The 15,275-nt window shown below is 50.8% G+C and carries 13 protein-coding genes; 1 reads left to right on the top strand and 12 read right to left on the bottom strand.

All coding sequences use genetic code 11. The features are described 5' to 3' along the window. Positions 1–315: 315 nt before the first annotated feature. The 6 genes from SD69_RS09720 to udk all read right to left on the bottom strand — a co-directional run bounded on the left by SD69_RS09720 (position 316) and on the right by udk (position 6,188). Positions 316–972 carry a class I SAM-dependent methyltransferase gene (locus tag SD69_RS09720; protein ID WP_052481041.1) on the bottom strand — a complete coding sequence of 219 codons (657 nt, stop codon included), beginning with the start codon at positions 970–972 and terminating at the stop codon, positions 316–318. Positions 973–1,060: 88 nt separating this feature from the next. Continuing rightward, positions 1,061–2,062: a cytochrome d ubiquinol oxidase subunit II gene (locus tag SD69_RS09715; RefSeq protein WP_041523065.1), complete on the bottom strand. Its 1,002-nt coding sequence runs from the start codon at positions 2,060–2,062 to the stop codon at positions 1,061–1,063. Further along, a complete protein-coding gene (locus tag SD69_RS09710; RefSeq protein WP_041523064.1) occupies positions 2,059–3,402 on the bottom strand; it encodes a cytochrome ubiquinol oxidase subunit I in 1,344 nt (447 codons plus the stop codon). The genes SD69_RS09715 and SD69_RS09710 overlap by 4 nt, the downstream gene beginning before the upstream one ends. Before the next feature lie 32 nt (positions 3,403–3,434). After that, positions 3,435–3,947: a GbsR/MarR family transcriptional regulator gene (locus SD69_RS09705; RefSeq protein WP_041523063.1), complete on the bottom strand. Its 513-nt coding sequence runs from the start codon at positions 3,945–3,947 to the stop codon at positions 3,435–3,437. 406 nt (positions 3,948–4,353) lie between these two features. Next, complete coding sequence (locus SD69_RS09700) at positions 4,354–5,574, bottom strand: NupC/NupG family nucleoside CNT transporter (RefSeq protein ID WP_041523062.1); 1,221 nt, start codon at positions 5,572–5,574, stop codon at positions 4,354–4,356. Continuing rightward, entirely contained in the window at positions 5,559–6,188 is a 630-nt protein-coding gene (gene udk, locus SD69_RS09695) for a uridine kinase (protein ID WP_041523061.1), read from the bottom strand. The genes SD69_RS09700 and udk overlap by 16 nt, the downstream gene beginning before the upstream one ends. A 122-nt stretch (positions 6,189–6,310) precedes the next feature. On the opposite strand from udk, the gene SD69_RS09690 reads away from it, so the two are divergent. Further along, a complete protein-coding gene (locus SD69_RS09690) occupies positions 6,311–6,898 on the top strand; it encodes a uracil-DNA glycosylase family protein (protein WP_041523060.1) in 588 nt (195 codons plus the stop codon). A gap of 13 nt (positions 6,899–6,911) precedes the next feature. On the opposite strand, the gene nspC is transcribed toward SD69_RS09690, so the two are convergent. The 6 genes from nspC to lpdA all read right to left on the bottom strand — a co-directional run bounded on the left by nspC (position 6,912) and on the right by lpdA (position 15,234). Next, positions 6,912–8,081, bottom strand: a complete 1,170-nt coding sequence (gene nspC, locus SD69_RS09685; protein ID WP_041523059.1) for a carboxynorspermidine decarboxylase — start codon at positions 8,079–8,081, stop codon at positions 6,912–6,914. Between the two features lie 79 nt (positions 8,082–8,160). Beyond that, the gene (locus tag SD69_RS09680) at positions 8,161–9,363 is read right to left on the bottom strand and encodes a saccharopine dehydrogenase family protein (RefSeq protein ID WP_041523058.1); all 1,203 of its coding nucleotides are present in this window, start codon (positions 9,361–9,363) and stop codon (positions 8,161–8,163) included. Between the two features lie 25 nt (positions 9,364–9,388). Next, the gene (speA, locus tag SD69_RS09675) at positions 9,389–11,302 is read right to left on the bottom strand and encodes a biosynthetic arginine decarboxylase (RefSeq protein WP_041523057.1); all 1,914 of its coding nucleotides are present in this window, start codon (positions 11,300–11,302) and stop codon (positions 9,389–9,391) included. Positions 11,303–11,527: 225 nt separating this feature from the next. Continuing rightward, the gene (sucD, locus tag SD69_RS09670) at positions 11,528–12,400 is read right to left on the bottom strand and encodes a succinate--CoA ligase subunit alpha (RefSeq protein WP_041523056.1); all 873 of its coding nucleotides are present in this window, start codon (positions 12,398–12,400) and stop codon (positions 11,528–11,530) included. Then, positions 12,401–13,567, bottom strand: coding sequence for an ADP-forming succinate--CoA ligase subunit beta (sucC, locus tag SD69_RS09665; RefSeq protein WP_041523055.1), 1,167 nt, complete (start codon positions 13,565–13,567; stop codon positions 12,401–12,403). A 212-nt stretch (positions 13,568–13,779) separates the two neighbouring features. Further along, positions 13,780–15,234: a dihydrolipoyl dehydrogenase gene (gene lpdA, locus SD69_RS09660; RefSeq protein WP_041523054.1), complete on the bottom strand. Its 1,455-nt coding sequence runs from the start codon at positions 15,232–15,234 to the stop codon at positions 13,780–13,782. Positions 15,235–15,275: the final 41 nt, after the last annotated feature.

The following is a 15,275-nucleotide window of genomic DNA, read 5'->3' as shown; positions in this document are numbered from 1 at the left end:
TGGCGCCTCTCGGCGCGTTACTTTTTATACGCAGCACCAGAGTGCCGTACAAAAAGACCTAGTTAGCTTGCAGCAAAACTTGAGCCAACTATCAGCCAGCAGTACCAGGTCACGTCATGGGGGGGAGGATCGACTATTTTTGCGTCTTTTTTGGGGTTTTTATAGAGGAGCGAAGAGATACTACACAGCAGTATGTACAAATTACATAAAAGCGGTGGGCATTGCCTGTGGTAGGCTGCGGGTACACCTACCTCACTACAGCACGTAACGGACTCGTACGAGCCCGCTCAATACCCATGAAAATAGTTAACGCGATTAGCTTTCAACGCTCAAAATAAATTTTTCTGTCTTCCAGGGTTTTTTAATGCTGTGACCAAACATGTCACACTCAAACTTCTCGTCGCACAAATCGACCAGCTTTAAAAATGGCGTTCTCCCCGGGTCGGCAATCAAAATGCGCTTAACCCCAGCCGCTCTTGCCCGTTTGATTAGGTTAAACAGCGGTTTTGTCATTTCATCCCAAAAACAAATTTCGCTACCGATCAGGGTATGCACCCCTTGCAGGTCTTTTTTGGTGATTTTCTCAAAGCGCTTAGCCTGAAACGTAACTCGCTTAACATCGTTTAGCTGCTTCACAAACTCTACGTAGGGCGCTAGTGCTTTATCGGCATCAGTGGCAATAACCTTTGCGTTAAATTGCGTTGCCATAAAACAGCTCAAGCCGCCCCAACCGCAACCAATCTCAAGAACCTTAGCACCCTTTTTTATAGGGTTTTGCAATAAATAATCCATAAGCACCGCACTCGTGCGCCATACTTTAGTGCCATGTAATGACGGCTCATCGTACAAGCGCTTAAAGCGACGAATCTCTTTGTGTTGTGCTTTAGGCAGCAGCAACCCATGAAGCTTGTATAAGTGTTTATCTGAGTCGGACGCTTTTTGTTTAGCGCGGGGCTTTGCGTTAGCGGGCATAGGAAACCTTATGAGCGTTTAATCAGTAGCCATTTAGCCTTATGCTACCACGTCAAAAAAATTCGCATAACCTCGCCCGGCGCACGAATCAGTAATAACTTAACGCTTGGGCCTTACCCCGGAAGATGCGGTACATAAAAATCGTGTAAGCGATAATACTGGGCAACACGATCGCCGCCCCGTATAAAATAAAGCGCAGTGACTCAGGGGCACTGGCGGCCTCCCATATAGTGAGCTTGCCGGGGACAACATACGGAAAATAGCTGTAGGCCAACGCCAAGAAGCACAACACAAAAATACCGACCGCACTGGCAAACGGCACCCAGCTGCCAAAGTCATTGTCGTAGGGAAAGTGGCGAAGGTACACAAACAATGTGACAAACAAAATCGCGCACACAAAGGGAATCAACAACAGCAATAATGCTTGAGGAAGACTAAACCACTTATCAAACACCTCACTACTCATAAAAGGGTTTACCGCGCTCACCGCCACGATCCCGACAATCATCAAAATGGCGGTAATCTTAGCCCTGCCCGCCGCCCAACGTTGCAAATCGCCTTCGGCTTTTAAAATCAACCAACAGGCCCCGACAAAAGCATAGGCGGCAGTGACGCAAACCGCACTGAGCAAACCAAAGCCAACAGCCAGTAACCCGCCGCTAAAGCCGGTAACATAAATCCCCAGCATGTAGCCCTGCGCCAAAGATGCGATAATGGAGCCTGCTTTAAAGCAGCGGTCCCATCGGTTTTGGTAATCCGCGCGTGCTTTAGCCCTAAAGTCAAACGCCACGCCGCGCAGTATTAGCCCCAGCAAGAGGAAAAATGCCGGCAAATACAAATACCCCAATACCGCACTGTGAGCCGACGGAAAAGCAATAAGTAGCAGCCCTACCGCCAATACCAGCCAGGTTTCATTGGCATCCCAAAACGGCCCTATGGAGGCGATCATAGTGTGCCTATGATCAGGCTTACCCATAGGCAGCAATATACCCACCCCAAGGTCAAAGCCATCAAGCACCGCATAAATTAAAACCGCGAGCCCCATTAAGGCGATAAATATTACCGGTAACCAATAAGCTTCCCCACTCATAACTGCGCCTCCTTAGCTGTGGTGGCCAATGGTTCGACATCGTTTTGTACAGCCTTACGAGCCAGGTAAAACAAGGTATGCAAAAACGCCACAATCAACACAATATAGAGCAGCACATAAGTAACTGCAGTAAACAGAACATTGCCCGAGGCCGTCGAGGTGACGGCATCAGCGGTTTTCAGCACACCGTAGACTAGAAATGGCTGGCGCCCAATTTCGGTCACATACCAGCCAGCCAAAGTCGCCAGCCAGCCCGAGAACGTCATAGCCACTAAGGCACGCTGCCAGAGGGGGCTCACCTGGTCGCGCCGCCAAAGCTGAATGGAACAACTCCACGAAATCAGCAGCATTAACATCCCCATGCCCACCATCACTCTGAACCCCCAAAACACCGGCATAACAGGCGGATGCTCACCGGCAAACTCATTAAGCCCTTTAATCTCACCGTCGCCAGAGTGCGTTAGTATCCAGCTTGCCCCCCGTGGAATCGAGATAGAGTAATCGTTGCTTTGTGTTTCCTCGTTTGGCAGTGCAAACAGCTGTAAAGGAGCACCCCGCTCCGTATGCCAAACGCCCTCCATAGCCGCAATCTTGGCGGGCTGATGCTCTAAGGTATTCAGTCCATGAAGGTCACCGACAAAGATTTGCAGCGGAATCACCATAGCGGCAAGGTAAACCCCGGTTTTTAAGGTTAACCGAACCTCCTCTGAGCGGTCGTTGCGCAATAGCCGATACGCCGAGACCCCCGCCACAAAAAACGCCGCCGCCAAACCCGACGCCAACAGCATATGCGTTACCCGGTACGGCATCGATGGATTAAAAATAATCGCCATCCAGTCGAGCGGAAACGCTACTCCATCGCGCATCTCAAACCCCGCCGGCGTTTGCATCCAGCTGTTCAGTGCCAATATCCAAAAAGCCGAGAGCGAGGTGCCCACGGCGACCAATCCTGTGGCTATGGTGTGCACTCTATTCGACACCCGCTTAGTGCCATATAGCATAATGCCTAAGAAGGTAGCCTCTAAGAAAAACGCGGTTAGCACCTCGTAACCCAGCAAAGGGCCCGCTACGTTACCCACGGTTTCCATATAGCCTGGCCAATTGGTACCAAACTGGAAAGACATAGTGATGCCACTGACAACACCAAGGGCAAACGACAAGGCGAAGATTTTTACCCAAAAGCGGTAGGCCGCCATCCAGGCTTCGTTACCCGTGCGACTGTAGCGCAGCTTAAAAAACAACAACAACCAACACAGCGCAATGGTGATAGTGGGAAACAAAATATGAAAGGTAATATTGGCCGCGAACTGAATTCGCGACAGCATAAACACATCCAACATAACAACCTCGATGGATAAAAATAGATTCTCGGCTAACTGAGCAGCTTGCTGACTCCGGCACCGAGCTTGAGCATACGGGCCAGCTGTTTGGGTGAGAGACGTTGAATCTCATCGCTCCAGTGGGTCATCATCTCGATCAACTTGTACATATCCTCAATACGCGACTGCGCGTATCGCTCGCCACGGTCGGCGGGCTTATCCATCAACAACTCTCGCATCACGGTTAGCGTCGGGTCAATTTCACGCTTACGTCGCTCGTTAAGTAATGTACGGGCGATCTCCCAGACATCTTCTGGGGCGGTAAAATAGTCTTTTCTATCGCCGGCAATGTGCTTTAAGCGCACCAGGTTCCAGCTTTGTAACTCCTTTAGCCCCATACTGACATTTGAACGTGACACCGATAAGGCAGCCGCCAGTTCGTCGGCATTAACCGGCTCTTCGGACAACACAATATAGGCATACATCTGCCCTACGGTACGGTTAATACCCCAACGACTTCCCATTTCGCCAAAGTGGCGCACAAAAGATTCGATCAACGGCGACATCAATTTTCACTAATTACTGAAATTTCAGTAATTATACAAGAGAACACGACCCACGCAAGTAGGTCTACTAAGAGATTCAAGGGTAGCGTTGGCGTTTACCGTTTGTACGAAGGCGAGAAGCACCGTCAAGCGGTCGCTGAGCGGAGGATTGCAAACCTGGTTTTACCCAAATTTTAATCGAGTCCCACTGCGGCTAAGCGCCTCCGGTAAGAAATTCATGGAAACCTAATTCCGTGAAAATAACGGGCACTCCGTTACTATTAAGGCACGACCGGTAAGCTCAACTTCAATATGGCACTCAATGGATCGGTAGCGATTGTAAAGGTTCTCTTAAAATCGCAAGATTACCGGCAGCCCACCGGGTTTTAAGGAACGGATTAGGACTTTTTAAAAAATTTGGGCGGTTCTACATTAACCCCAGATAAAAACCCGCTATAGCAGCGCTCATCATATTAGCTAAAAAGCCCGCGAATACAGCCTTGAGCCCCATTTGGGCCACATCTTGACGGCGACTAGGTGCGAGAGTAGCGAAGCCACCCAACAGTACGGCTAGAGAGCCAAAATTGGCAAAGCCACACAGCGCGATAGAGACAATAGCCGCTGAGTGCTCAGATAACTCTTTGCGGTGTGCGGCAAGGTCGATAAACGCCACAAACTCATTTAACACCAACTTTTGTCCAATCAAGCTACCCGCAAGCTGGCTTTCCTCCCAAGGAACCCCAAGTACAAACGCCAATGGCTGAAAGAGATAACCCAACAACCACTGAAGCGAGAGCTGCTCTACGCCAACCCACTGCCCTATCAAACCAAACAGTCCGTTAACCATGGCGATAAGACTGATAAAAGCAATCAACATGGCGCCAATATTAGCCGCCATTTGCAGGCCACTGGATGCGCCACCGGCGGCGGCATCAAAGACGTTACTGTATTGCTGTTCACGGGCGGCTATTTCATCCAGCTGCTCATTGGGCGTGTCCGTTTCAGGCATCATTATTTTAGCCATCAGAAAACCGCCAGGCGCCGCCATAAAACTTGCCGCCAATAAATAACGCAAATCGATACCTAGGCCCACATACCCAGCCAATACCGAGCCGGCCACCGTCGCCATGCCGCCCACCATGACGGCAAACAACTCCGAGCGCGTCATGCTGGCAATAAAGGGTTTTACCACCATCGGAGCCTCGGTGTGGCCGACAAAAATATTCGCCGTGGCCGAGAGCGACTCGGCCCTACTGGTGCCAAGCAGCCAACGCAGCGCCCCACCCAGTATCTTAATAACCCACTGCATAATCCCTAAGTAATACAAAACCGCCACCAGCGAGGAAAAAAATATCACCACCGGCAACACATTAAACGCAAAAATAAAACCCAAAGAGTCGCCTGCAAGCTCGCCAAACATAAACTCGATACCGTTTTGGCCGTAGCTAATCACTTGCAGCACCGCTTGAGATATATCATCGAGCCGTGCCCGGCCCCAACTGGAGTACAACACCAAAGCTCCCAACCCAAGCTGACACAATAGGGCCGCCACGACGGTACGCCAATTAATCTGCCGCCGGTTCTCGCCCAGTGCAATGGCCACACCCAGCAGCACCAAGATTCCAAGTAAGCTTACAAGTGCTGACATAGCGTGTTCGACAGGTGTTGACGAATTGTTTCTACAATGACCGCAGGCTGATCAGCTGGCGTGAGCGTAACATCGGCATAGTCTTGCTGCGGCAGTACGTATTGCTGTGTCATAGGCATGACCGTTTGCGAAAACTGTGTAATGACTGACTCGCGACTGCGGCCTCGCTCGCGCACATCCCGCTCGATGCGACGCGACAAACAAACCTCTAGCGGCGTATCAATAAATAGCGACACCTGAAACAACTCTCGCAGGGCAGCCGTATGTAACACCAAAATCCCTTCAACGATCATTACGGGCGCGGCATGAACACGTTCGCCTGCCTGCAGTGGGCGATGCTGCGTAAAATCGTACCCTGGAGGCGCCACTGTCCCGCCTTTGCGCCAAGCCCTCAAATCGGCCGCAAAACGCGTTAAATTAAGGCTGTCAGGGTGGTCAAAATTGATGGCAGCCCGCTGATGCAGTTCCAGATGAGAGTAATCGCGGTAGTAACGGTCTAAGTTTATGACCGGCGCCGGTGCTGTATCGGAGCCAAGCAGCCGGGCCAGCTGTTGTGCCAGAGTTGTTTTACCCGAGCCCGAGGCCCCGGCAATAGCAATTAAGGTGGGAGTCAAAGCAACCTCATTTTGGCGAAAAAGCCTAATGATAACCGCTTGTTTCTTCAGAATTATGACAGTATTGTCACAGAAATTACCGAATGCCAGTTAGGGGGTTTTCACCTCTAGGGAAGTGTTTTATGCCCAGCCCTTACGACACAACATTAATGAGCCGTATTCGCCAGTGTACGCTGTGCGAGCCTCACCTTCCCCTGCCAGCCAGGCCCGTACTGCAGGCCTCCCCCGATGCGAAAATACTGATAGCGGCGCAGGCGCCGGGCAAACTCGCTCACGAGGCCAATCGCCCTTTTGACGACCCCAGTGGCGACCGCTTGCGCCGATGGTTGGGTGTCACCCACGAGCAGTTTTACAACCCCAATCTATTCGCCCTTGTCCCCATGGGATTTTGCTACCCTGGTCGTGGCGCAAGCGGTGATTTACCGCCGCGCCCCGAGTGCGCCCCCACCTGGCGGCCTGCGTTACTCGAGTATTTAGCGCACGTAGAGCTCACACTAGTCATTGGCCAGTACGCTCAGGCCTACCACCTACCCAACAGTGAAAAAACTCTGACCGAGCGCGTACGCAACTGGCGCCATTATTGGCCAGAACAGCTCCCACTGCCCCACCCAAGCGGCCGCAACAACCGCTGGCTGGCAAAACACCCGTGGTTTGAGCGAGAGGTAATACCCGTTCTGCAAGCGAAAATACAAGAGCTTATAGCGCTATAACTGCCTTTAGGCGCTACGATAAGCGCGTTTTAAAATCCCCGTAACCAAACTCGCGAACCACCTCTAACTCGTCCGTCTCGGAATTCCAGAGAGCAATTGCAGGCAGGTTAATACCATTAAAGGTAGTGGTTTTGACCATGGTGTAATGGGCCATATCGTCAAACACTAAACGCTGCCCCACTTCGAGCGGCTGAGCAAAGCTGTAATCGCCAATCACATCACCCGCCAAACAGGTCATCCCCCCCAATCGATAGGTATGCGCTTTTTCGCCCGCCTCGCCTGCGCCAAAAATATCCGCGCGATACGGCATCTCCAAGGTATCCGGCATATGACAAGTAGCCGAAGTATCGAGTATGGCCTGAGGCACGGTACTGGTAAAAACATCCAGCACTTCGGCCACCAACACACCGCTGTGTATCGCTACGGCCTCCCCGGGCTCCAGATACACCTGCACATCAAACTTTTCTGAAAAGCCTCGCACCAAGTCGATTAGCTCATCAACTTGATAGTTCTCGCGAGTAATATGATGCCCGCCACCAAAATTAACCCACTCCAATGTGCCTAAGACATGGCCAAACTTTTGCTCAACCGCCGCTAAAGTCCGTGCCAATGGCGGAACGTCTTGCTCGCATAACGTATGAAAATGCAGTCCCGAGATACCCTCCAATAACTCAGTGTCAAACTCCGCTAAAGGTACACCCATTCTGGATTTAGGCGCACACGGGTCGTACAGCGGGACGTCGCCCTCTGAGTGCTCAGGGTTGATACGCAAGCCAAACTTTAATTCCGGGCGTTTTTCTTTTGCCGCCATACACAAAGGTTTAAAACGCTGCCACTGACTCATGGAATTAAATACCACGTGATCGGAGAGCTTAAGCACTTCGATTAAATCGGCCTCTTTAAACGCCGCCGAATAGGTATGCACCTCGCCGCCATAGTACTCACGTGCCAGCTTCGCCTCGTTCACACCACTGGCACAACTTCCCCAAAGGTACTTACGATTTAAATCGGCCAGTGACCAGCAACTGAAAGCTTTGAGTGCGCCTAATACTTTCGCACCACTCTCAACACCAACCCGATGCAACAATTTGAGATTGTCCTCTATCGCCACTCGATCCACCACAAAACAGGGTGAAGGTACGCGTGTTGCATCAAACTGAGTAAAGTACTGGCGTTTTTCCATAGTAATTTCCGTTTAACTCGACAGAAAAACGGCGGCTTGCGCCGCCGTTTTTCTGACTACTGATTAGGGTGATTATTAACTACTCTTCCATACCGGTTGGCTGGTCAATTTCGACCACCTGCCAAGGCAGGCCGTATTTATTTAAATCATCCATAAAGGGGTCTGGATCCAGCTGCTCCATATTCCAAACACCGGCAGCCGCCCACTTTTTCTCTAACATCATCTTGGCACCAATCATCGCCGGCACACCTGTGGTGTAGGAAATCGCTTGTGACTGAACCTCTGCATAGCACTCTTCATGATCACAGATGTTGTAGATGTAGTAGGTTTTTTTAACGCCATCTTTTACACCCTGAGCGACGCAACCGATACAGGTTTTACCCTTGGTCAAGGGGCCCAGACTTGCCGGATCCGGTAACAATGCCTTCAAAAACTGCAGCGGCACAATCTCTTTGCCTTCAAACTGTACCGGGTCGATAGAGGTCATACCGATATTGCCAAGCACCTCAAGGTGCTTTAAATAGTTATCCGAGAAGGTCATCCAAAAACGGGCGCGCTTGATCTCAGGCAAGTGTTTGGTAATTGACTCCAGCTCTTCGTGATACATCAGGTATATTTGCTTGGGGCCAATACCCGCCGGAAAGTCGAACGAGCGGTTCTCTTTTAATGGCGCAGTCTCTTGCCACTGCCCATCTTGCCAATAGCGGCCATTGGCCGTTACTTCACGAATATTAATCTCAGGATTGAAGTTCGTCGCGAAAGGCTGGCCGTGATCACCTGCATTACAGTCGATAATATCCAGATAATGAATTTCGTCGAGGTAGTGCTTTTTAAGATACGCGGTGTAGACGTTGGTTACACCTGGATCAAACCCTGAACCTAACAACGCCATTCGGCCCGCTTGGGTAAATTTATCCTGATACGCCCACTGCCATTTGTATTCAAATTTAGCTTCTTCTGGTGGCTCGTAATTCGCGGTATCTAAGTAATCAACACCCGCTTCGAGGCAGGCATCCATAATCGCCAAATCCTGATACGGCAACGCCACATTAATAACCAAATCTGGTTGTTCGCGTTTTAGCAGCGCTACGGTTTCGGCGACATTATCGGCGTCGACCTGGGCAGTGGTCACCGGTCGTGGCAGCTGCGCAGCAATCGCCTTACACTTAGACTCAGTGCGACTGGCCAACACAATCTCCGTAAATACTTCCGGTAACTGGGCACATTTGTGCGCTACTACGCCACCGACGCCGCCGGCGCCAATAATCATTACTTTAGCCATAATCCTTTCCTCTAACGCTGTGTCATTAACGTTCAAAATAGGTGTAGCCACGCAAACTCTCAGAGTATGCACTCAGCATACTCTGACGTTCCGAAACATTAATTCGTCCATCGCGTACGGCCTGCTCGGCGGCCACGCGAAACTGGCGAAACATCTGTTGCGGGTCGTATTCCACGTAGCTCAGCACATCGGCAATACTGTCACCGTGTAACTCGTGCACAAAATCTAGGCTGGCGTCAGGATTGATCCGCACACTCGCCACATTGGTATCACCAAACAGGTTGTGTAAATCGCCCAGAGTTTCTTGGTAAGCGCCCACCAGAAACACTCCCAGATAATACTCTTCGCCCGCTTTTACCGGGTGCAACGACAGAGTGCGGGTTTCACCCTCGGGCCCGGCAAAACTATCTAGCTTGCCGTCACAATCACACGTCAAATCAGCAATGGTTGCCTGCCGGGTGGGTTTTTCATCCAACCGATGAATCGGCATCACGGGGAACACCTGGTTAATGGCCCACGAGTCTGGCAGTGACTGAAAAACGCTAAAATTACCGTAATAAATATCAGCCAATTGCTCTGGCAACTGCTCGAGCTCTGGTGGAATACGTTTCATCTCAGGCAATAGCGCTACGATACGCTGCAACCCCTCGAGGCACAGATTCTCGGCAAAGGCCCGCTCGCGCAAATTTATCTCGCCAGAAAAAAAGCAATCGCGCACTTGATCACGATAATAGATAACGTCGTTATAGCTTTCTTGCAGCTTGCTAACGTTAATGGCTTTTAGGGTAAACCACAGATTTGACACTTGCTCGTGACTGCCCTCTGGCAGCTCATCAGGCACAGGCCCGGGCTCGAAGTGACCCACATCCAACACGTTAAACAACAGCACCGAGGTATGAGCAACCGTGGCACGGCCAGACTCAGTCACGATGGTTGGGTGCGGCAAATCATGCGCATTTAGCTGTTGCGCCAGCGCCTCGACCACGTCGACGCAGTACTCCTGAACCGAATAGTTACGGCTATGACCACTGACACTGCTGGTGCCATCGTAATCAATTGCCAAGCCACCACCCAAGTCAATATAGCTTAGCGGAGCCCCCTCAGCCACCATAGCAATATAATAACGGCATGCCTCTAGCACGCCGGCGCGAATACTCCGGATATTGGGAATTTGTGAGCCTAGGTGAAAGTGCAAAAGCTCCAGGCAGTGCAACAAGTCCGCGCCGCGCAGTTCATCCATTACTTCGACTAAGTGATTGGTGGTTAAACCAAACAGACTGCGGTCACCGCTGTCTTCGGCCCAATGGCCCTCCACCTTGGTGGAGAGCTTTAATCGCACGCCGAGTATTGGATCAACCTTTAGCAGGCGACTGCGCTCGATAACCAGCTTCACTTCAGCCACGGTCTCGAGCACAAAAATACATTTAAAGCCTAATTTACGAGCCTGCAGCCCCAAATCGATAAACTCTGCATCTTTGTAGCCGTTACAGATAATCAGGCTTTCCCGATTTTTAAGAGTCGACATGGCGATCATCAACTCAGCTTTACTACCGGCCTCTAGCCCGTGATTGTAACGCTCGCCAAAGCGGGCAATCTCTTCCACAATGTGGCTTTGTTGGTTAACCTTTATGGGAAAGGCGCCGCGATAGACACCTTGATAGCCGGTTGTGGCTATGGCTTCAGCAAAGGACTCATTGAGGATACTGATACGACTATCGACAAGGTTTTCGATGCGCAGCAACACCGGCATATCCAGGCCTCTCTGCTGCAGTCCATCAATAATATGGGTTAAATCAACCGCTACATCGGCGCTCTCACCGGGCGCTCGCACCTCGACATTGCCGGCCTGGTTAATGCCAAAATAGCCGCTACCCCATTCCTCAATGCCGTAGAGTTCAGCCGAGTGCTTCGCCGACCAACTATCTGTGGTTTGTTTCAATCGCTCAACTCCTGTGTAGGGTGTGCTGATAGCGGGGCATACCCGCTTAAGGTCGCGCAATTTTCCACATTCTGAGCTAAAAGAAAAGCGTTTTTAACCCGCATTTACAGTTTGCTCACCATGCCAGAGATGCCCAGCCTTCGCAATATTCCGCTCGCTAGGATAGCATTATCCAGATACAAAAAAGGCGGCCAATTGGCCGCCTTTAGGTAACAACTGTAAAACTTACCAGCCAGTTACTTCTTTTAGTGCAGTACCGATGTCTGCCAAGCTGCGCACGGTTTTAACACCGGCGTCTTCCAGAGCAGCAAACTTCTCGTCGGCAGTACCTTTACCACCAGCAATAATGGCACCAGCATGCCCCATACGCTTACCGGCAGGTGCGGTGACACCGGCGATGTAAGACACAACAGGCTTGGTTACATTCGCTTTGATAAACGCAGCAGCTTCTTCCTCGGCGCTACCACCGATCTCACCGATCATTACGATCGCTTCGGTCTGCGGGTCGTCCTGGAACATCTGCAGAATATCGATAAAGTTAGAACCTGGGATTGGATCGCCACCAATACCAACGCAGGTAGACTGACCAAAACCGTAATCGGTGGTCTGCTTAACCGCTTCATAGGTCAAGGTACCAGAGCGCGATACGATGCCCACTTTACCTGGCTTGTGAATGTGCCCTGGCATAATACCAATTTTACATTCGCCGGGGGTGATAACACCCGGGCAGTTGGGGCCAATCAAACGTACGCCCAACTCGTCGCACTTAACTTTACAGTCAAGCATGTCCAGGGTAGGGATACCTTCGGTGATACAAACAATCAGCTTAATGCCGCCGTTAGCCGCTTCAAGGATTGAATCCTTACAAAAAGCCGCCGGAACATAGATTACCGAGGCTTCAGCGCCGGTTTCAGCAACCGCTTCTGCTACGGTATCAAATACGGGTAAACCCAAGTGCGTTTGACCGCCTTTACCCGGAGTTACACCGCCAACCATTTTGGTGCCGTAGGCAATCGCTTGTTCAGAGTGGAAAGTACCTTGTGAACCGGTAAAACCCTGACAGATAACTTTAGTATCTTTATTGATTAAAACGCTCATTTATTTGCCCTCCGCTGCTTTAACTACTTGCTCGGCAGCATCAGTCAGACTGGTCGCAGCAATAATATTCAAACCACTGTCAGCCAGTACTTTTGCACCCAGCTCAGCATTGTTACCTTCCAGGCGCACCACTACCGGCACTTTAACGCCTACTTCTTCTACGGCGCCAATAACACCTTCGGCAATCAGGTCGCAGCGAACAATACCGCCAAAAATGTTAATCAATACGGCTTTAACATTTTCGTCAGACAAGATAATTTTAAACGCTTCGACAACGCGCTCTTTGGTTGCACCGCCGCCCACGTCAAGGAAGTTGGCCGGAGCGCCACCGTGCAGCTTGACGATATCCATGGTGCCCATGGCCAAGCCTGCTCCGTTAACCATGCAGCCGATGTTGCCATCAAGCGCTACGTAGTTAAGCTCCCACTTAGCAGCATGTGCTTCACGCTCGTCTTCTTGCGACGGATCGTGCATTTCACGCAAGTCCGCATGACGATACAGGGCGTTGCCGTCGATGGCGACTTTGGCGTCCAGACAGTGCAAGTCCCCTGCTGGAGTAATAACCAGCGGGTTTACTTCGATCAACGCCAAATCTTTTTCTTTAAACAGCTTAGCCAAGCCCAAAAAGATATGAACAAACTGCTTAACCTGCTTGCCTTCCAGGCCAAGCTTGAACGCTAGCTCACGGCCTTGGTAGGGCTGCGCGCCCGCCAGGGGATCAACAGTCGCTTTCAGGATCTTCTCAGGCGTTTCTTCGGCAACCTTCTCGATCTCTACACCACCTTCGGTAGACGCCATAAAGACGATACGACGGCTAGAGCGATCAAGTACGGCACCCAAGTACAATTCTTTATCGATATCGGTACAGGTTTCAACCAAAATACGGCTAACCGGCTGACCTTTCTCATCTGTTTGATAGGTCACCAGGTTTTTGCCCAGCCACTGCTTGGCAAACGCTTCGATTTCACCTTTGGTTTTAACCAGCTTTACACCGCCCGCTTTACCGCGGCCGCCGGCGTGAACCTGAGCTTTAACCACAAACTCATTGCCGCCAATTGTATCGGCCGCAGCGGCCGCTTCTGCGGGAGTTTGAGCCGCTACACCCTGGGAGACGGGCAAACCATATTGCGCAAACAATTGTTTKCCTTGGTACTCATGCAAATTCATGATGTTCTTCCGTTCTGTTAACGTGATTTGAAAACTGCTTGCAAGCCGGCGAAACTTTCTACGACACATTGTGTAACACAAAGTCGCATACACCGTTCCTGCACCTGGTTCTTCCCGATCGCGCCTCTAGTGGCTCTAGGTCGCGACCACAAAGCCTGCCCGACAGCGCAAGGCTATCGAGTGGCTCCGTGCTTCATCGTTGTTTTAAATAATTATTTTTTGCGCTTGCGGTTTGGCATGTGAATGGCGTGACCCGCCACTGCCAACGCTGCTTCTTTGACGGCCTCGGAGAATGTTGGATGGCCGAATACGGTCATGCCAATATCCTCGGCACTGGCGCCAAATTCCATAGCGATTGCCACTTCCTGAATCAAATCCGACGCGCTTGGGCCAACAATGTGGCAACCCAAAATACGGTCAGTGTCAGCGTGGGCAATCATCTTAACCATACCTTCGGCTTGATCGGCCGCAACGGCGCGACCAATGGCCAAAAACGGAAAGGTACCTACTTCGTAGGGCTCGCCCTCGGCTTTTAGCTGCTCTTCGGTTTTACCGACAGAGGCAACCTCTGGGTGAGTGTAGATCACATTGGGGATAATGTCGTAATTCACCAGTGGTTTTTGACCGGCGATACGCTCAGCGACCATAACCCCTTCTTCGGAGCCTTTGTGAGCCAGCATTGGACCGCGTACCACATCACCCACCGCCCATACCCCTGGGGCGTCGGTAGAGCACAGATCGTTAACGTAAATAAAGCCACGCTCATCCAAATTAACGCCGCTATCTTCAGCCAACAGACCGTCGGTGTAAGGTTTACGACCAACACACACAATTAACTTATCAAAAGTTTCCTGTTGCTCGTTGCCGTCTTTATCGGTGAAGGTTACGGTAACTTCTTTCTTTTTACCTTTAACTTTAACTTCAGAGCCAGTCACACGACAGCTCAGGCGAATATCTAAGCCTTGCTTGCCAAAAATCTTCAGCGATTCTTTAGCAATTTGCTGATCCATCATGGCCAGGAAATTATCCATCGCTTCAAGCAATACCACTTCAGAGCCAAGACGCTTCCAAACACTGCCCAGCTCAAGGCCGATAACGCCGGCACCGATCACGCCTAAACGCTTAGGTACTTCAGTAAACTCCAGCGCGCCAGTTGAATCAACGATCACCTCGTTATCCACCGGGGCAACACCGATATTAACGGGAACAGAACCTGAGGCCAGAATCACGTTCTCGGCTTCTAGGGTTTCAGTTTTACCGTCGTTATTGGTGTACTCGACTTTCTTACCAGCCAGCAGCTTACCGGTACCGAACAGGCTGGTTACCTTGTTGGCCTGAAACAAGCCACCAATGCCACCTGACATTTGCTGAACCACTTTGTTTTTGCGCTCGATCATGGCGGGCACGTCAATCGCCAGCTTACCGGTAGAAATGCCGTGCTTGCTAAAAGAAACTTCAGCTTCGTGGTATTTTTCAGAGCTATCCAGCAGTGCTTTAGATGGAATACAGCCAACATTCAAACAGGTTCCACCGTTAACGCCCTTACCTTTATCGTCTTTCCACTTCTCGATACAGGCGGTTTTTAAGCCCAACTGAGCGGCGCGAATAGCAGCCACATAACCGGCCGGACCAGAACCAATTACAATCACATCGTATTTGTCAGACATAGTCGTTTCCCAAAATTTTTAGCGTAGCCGGCGTTGGTGTT

Origin of the sequence: Gilvimarinus agarilyticus (assembly GCF_000832015.1) — a bacterium.
GTDB lineage: Bacteria > Pseudomonadota > Gammaproteobacteria > Pseudomonadales > Cellvibrionaceae > Gilvimarinus > Gilvimarinus agarilyticus.
Note: the sequence above shows the minus strand (reverse complement) of the source record. Positions and strands in the feature narration are given on the sequence as shown.

What these genes read in the sequence shown, in the direction of transcription:
- SD69_RS09700 (WP_041523062.1), bottom strand. Translation starts at nt 5,574, where the DNA reads ATGTCAGCACTTGTAAGCTTACTTGGAATCTTGGTGCTGCTGGGTGTG.
- sucD (WP_041523056.1), bottom strand. Translation starts at nt 12,400, where the DNA reads ATGAGCGTTTTAATCAATAAAGATACTAAAGTTATCTGTCAGGGTTTT.
- lpdA (WP_041523054.1), bottom strand. Translation starts at nt 15,234, where the DNA reads ATGTCTGACAAATACGATGTGATTGTAATTGGTTCTGGTCCGGCCGGT.
- SD69_RS09690 (WP_041523060.1), top strand. Translation starts at nt 6,311, where the DNA reads ATGCCCAGCCCTTACGACACAACATTAATGAGCCGTATTCGCCAGTGT.
- SD69_RS09710 (WP_041523064.1), bottom strand. Translation starts at nt 3,402, where the DNA reads ATGTTGGATGTGTTTATGCTGTCGCGAATTCAGTTCGCGGCCAATATT.
- SD69_RS09715 (WP_041523065.1), bottom strand. Translation starts at nt 2,062, where the DNA reads ATGAGTGGGGAAGCTTATTGGTTACCGGTAATATTTATCGCCTTAATG.
- nspC (WP_041523059.1), bottom strand. Translation starts at nt 8,081, where the DNA reads ATGGAAAAACGCCAGTACTTTACTCAGTTTGATGCAACACGCGTACCT.
- SD69_RS09705 (WP_041523063.1), bottom strand. Translation starts at nt 3,947, where the DNA reads ATGTCGCCGTTGATCGAATCTTTTGTGCGCCACTTTGGCGAAATGGGA.
- SD69_RS09720 (WP_052481041.1), bottom strand. Translation starts at nt 972, where the DNA reads ATGCCCGCTAACGCAAAGCCCCGCGCTAAACAAAAAGCGTCCGACTCA.
- SD69_RS09680 (WP_041523058.1), bottom strand. Translation starts at nt 9,363, where the DNA reads ATGGCTAAAGTAATGATTATTGGCGCCGGCGGCGTCGGTGGCGTAGTA.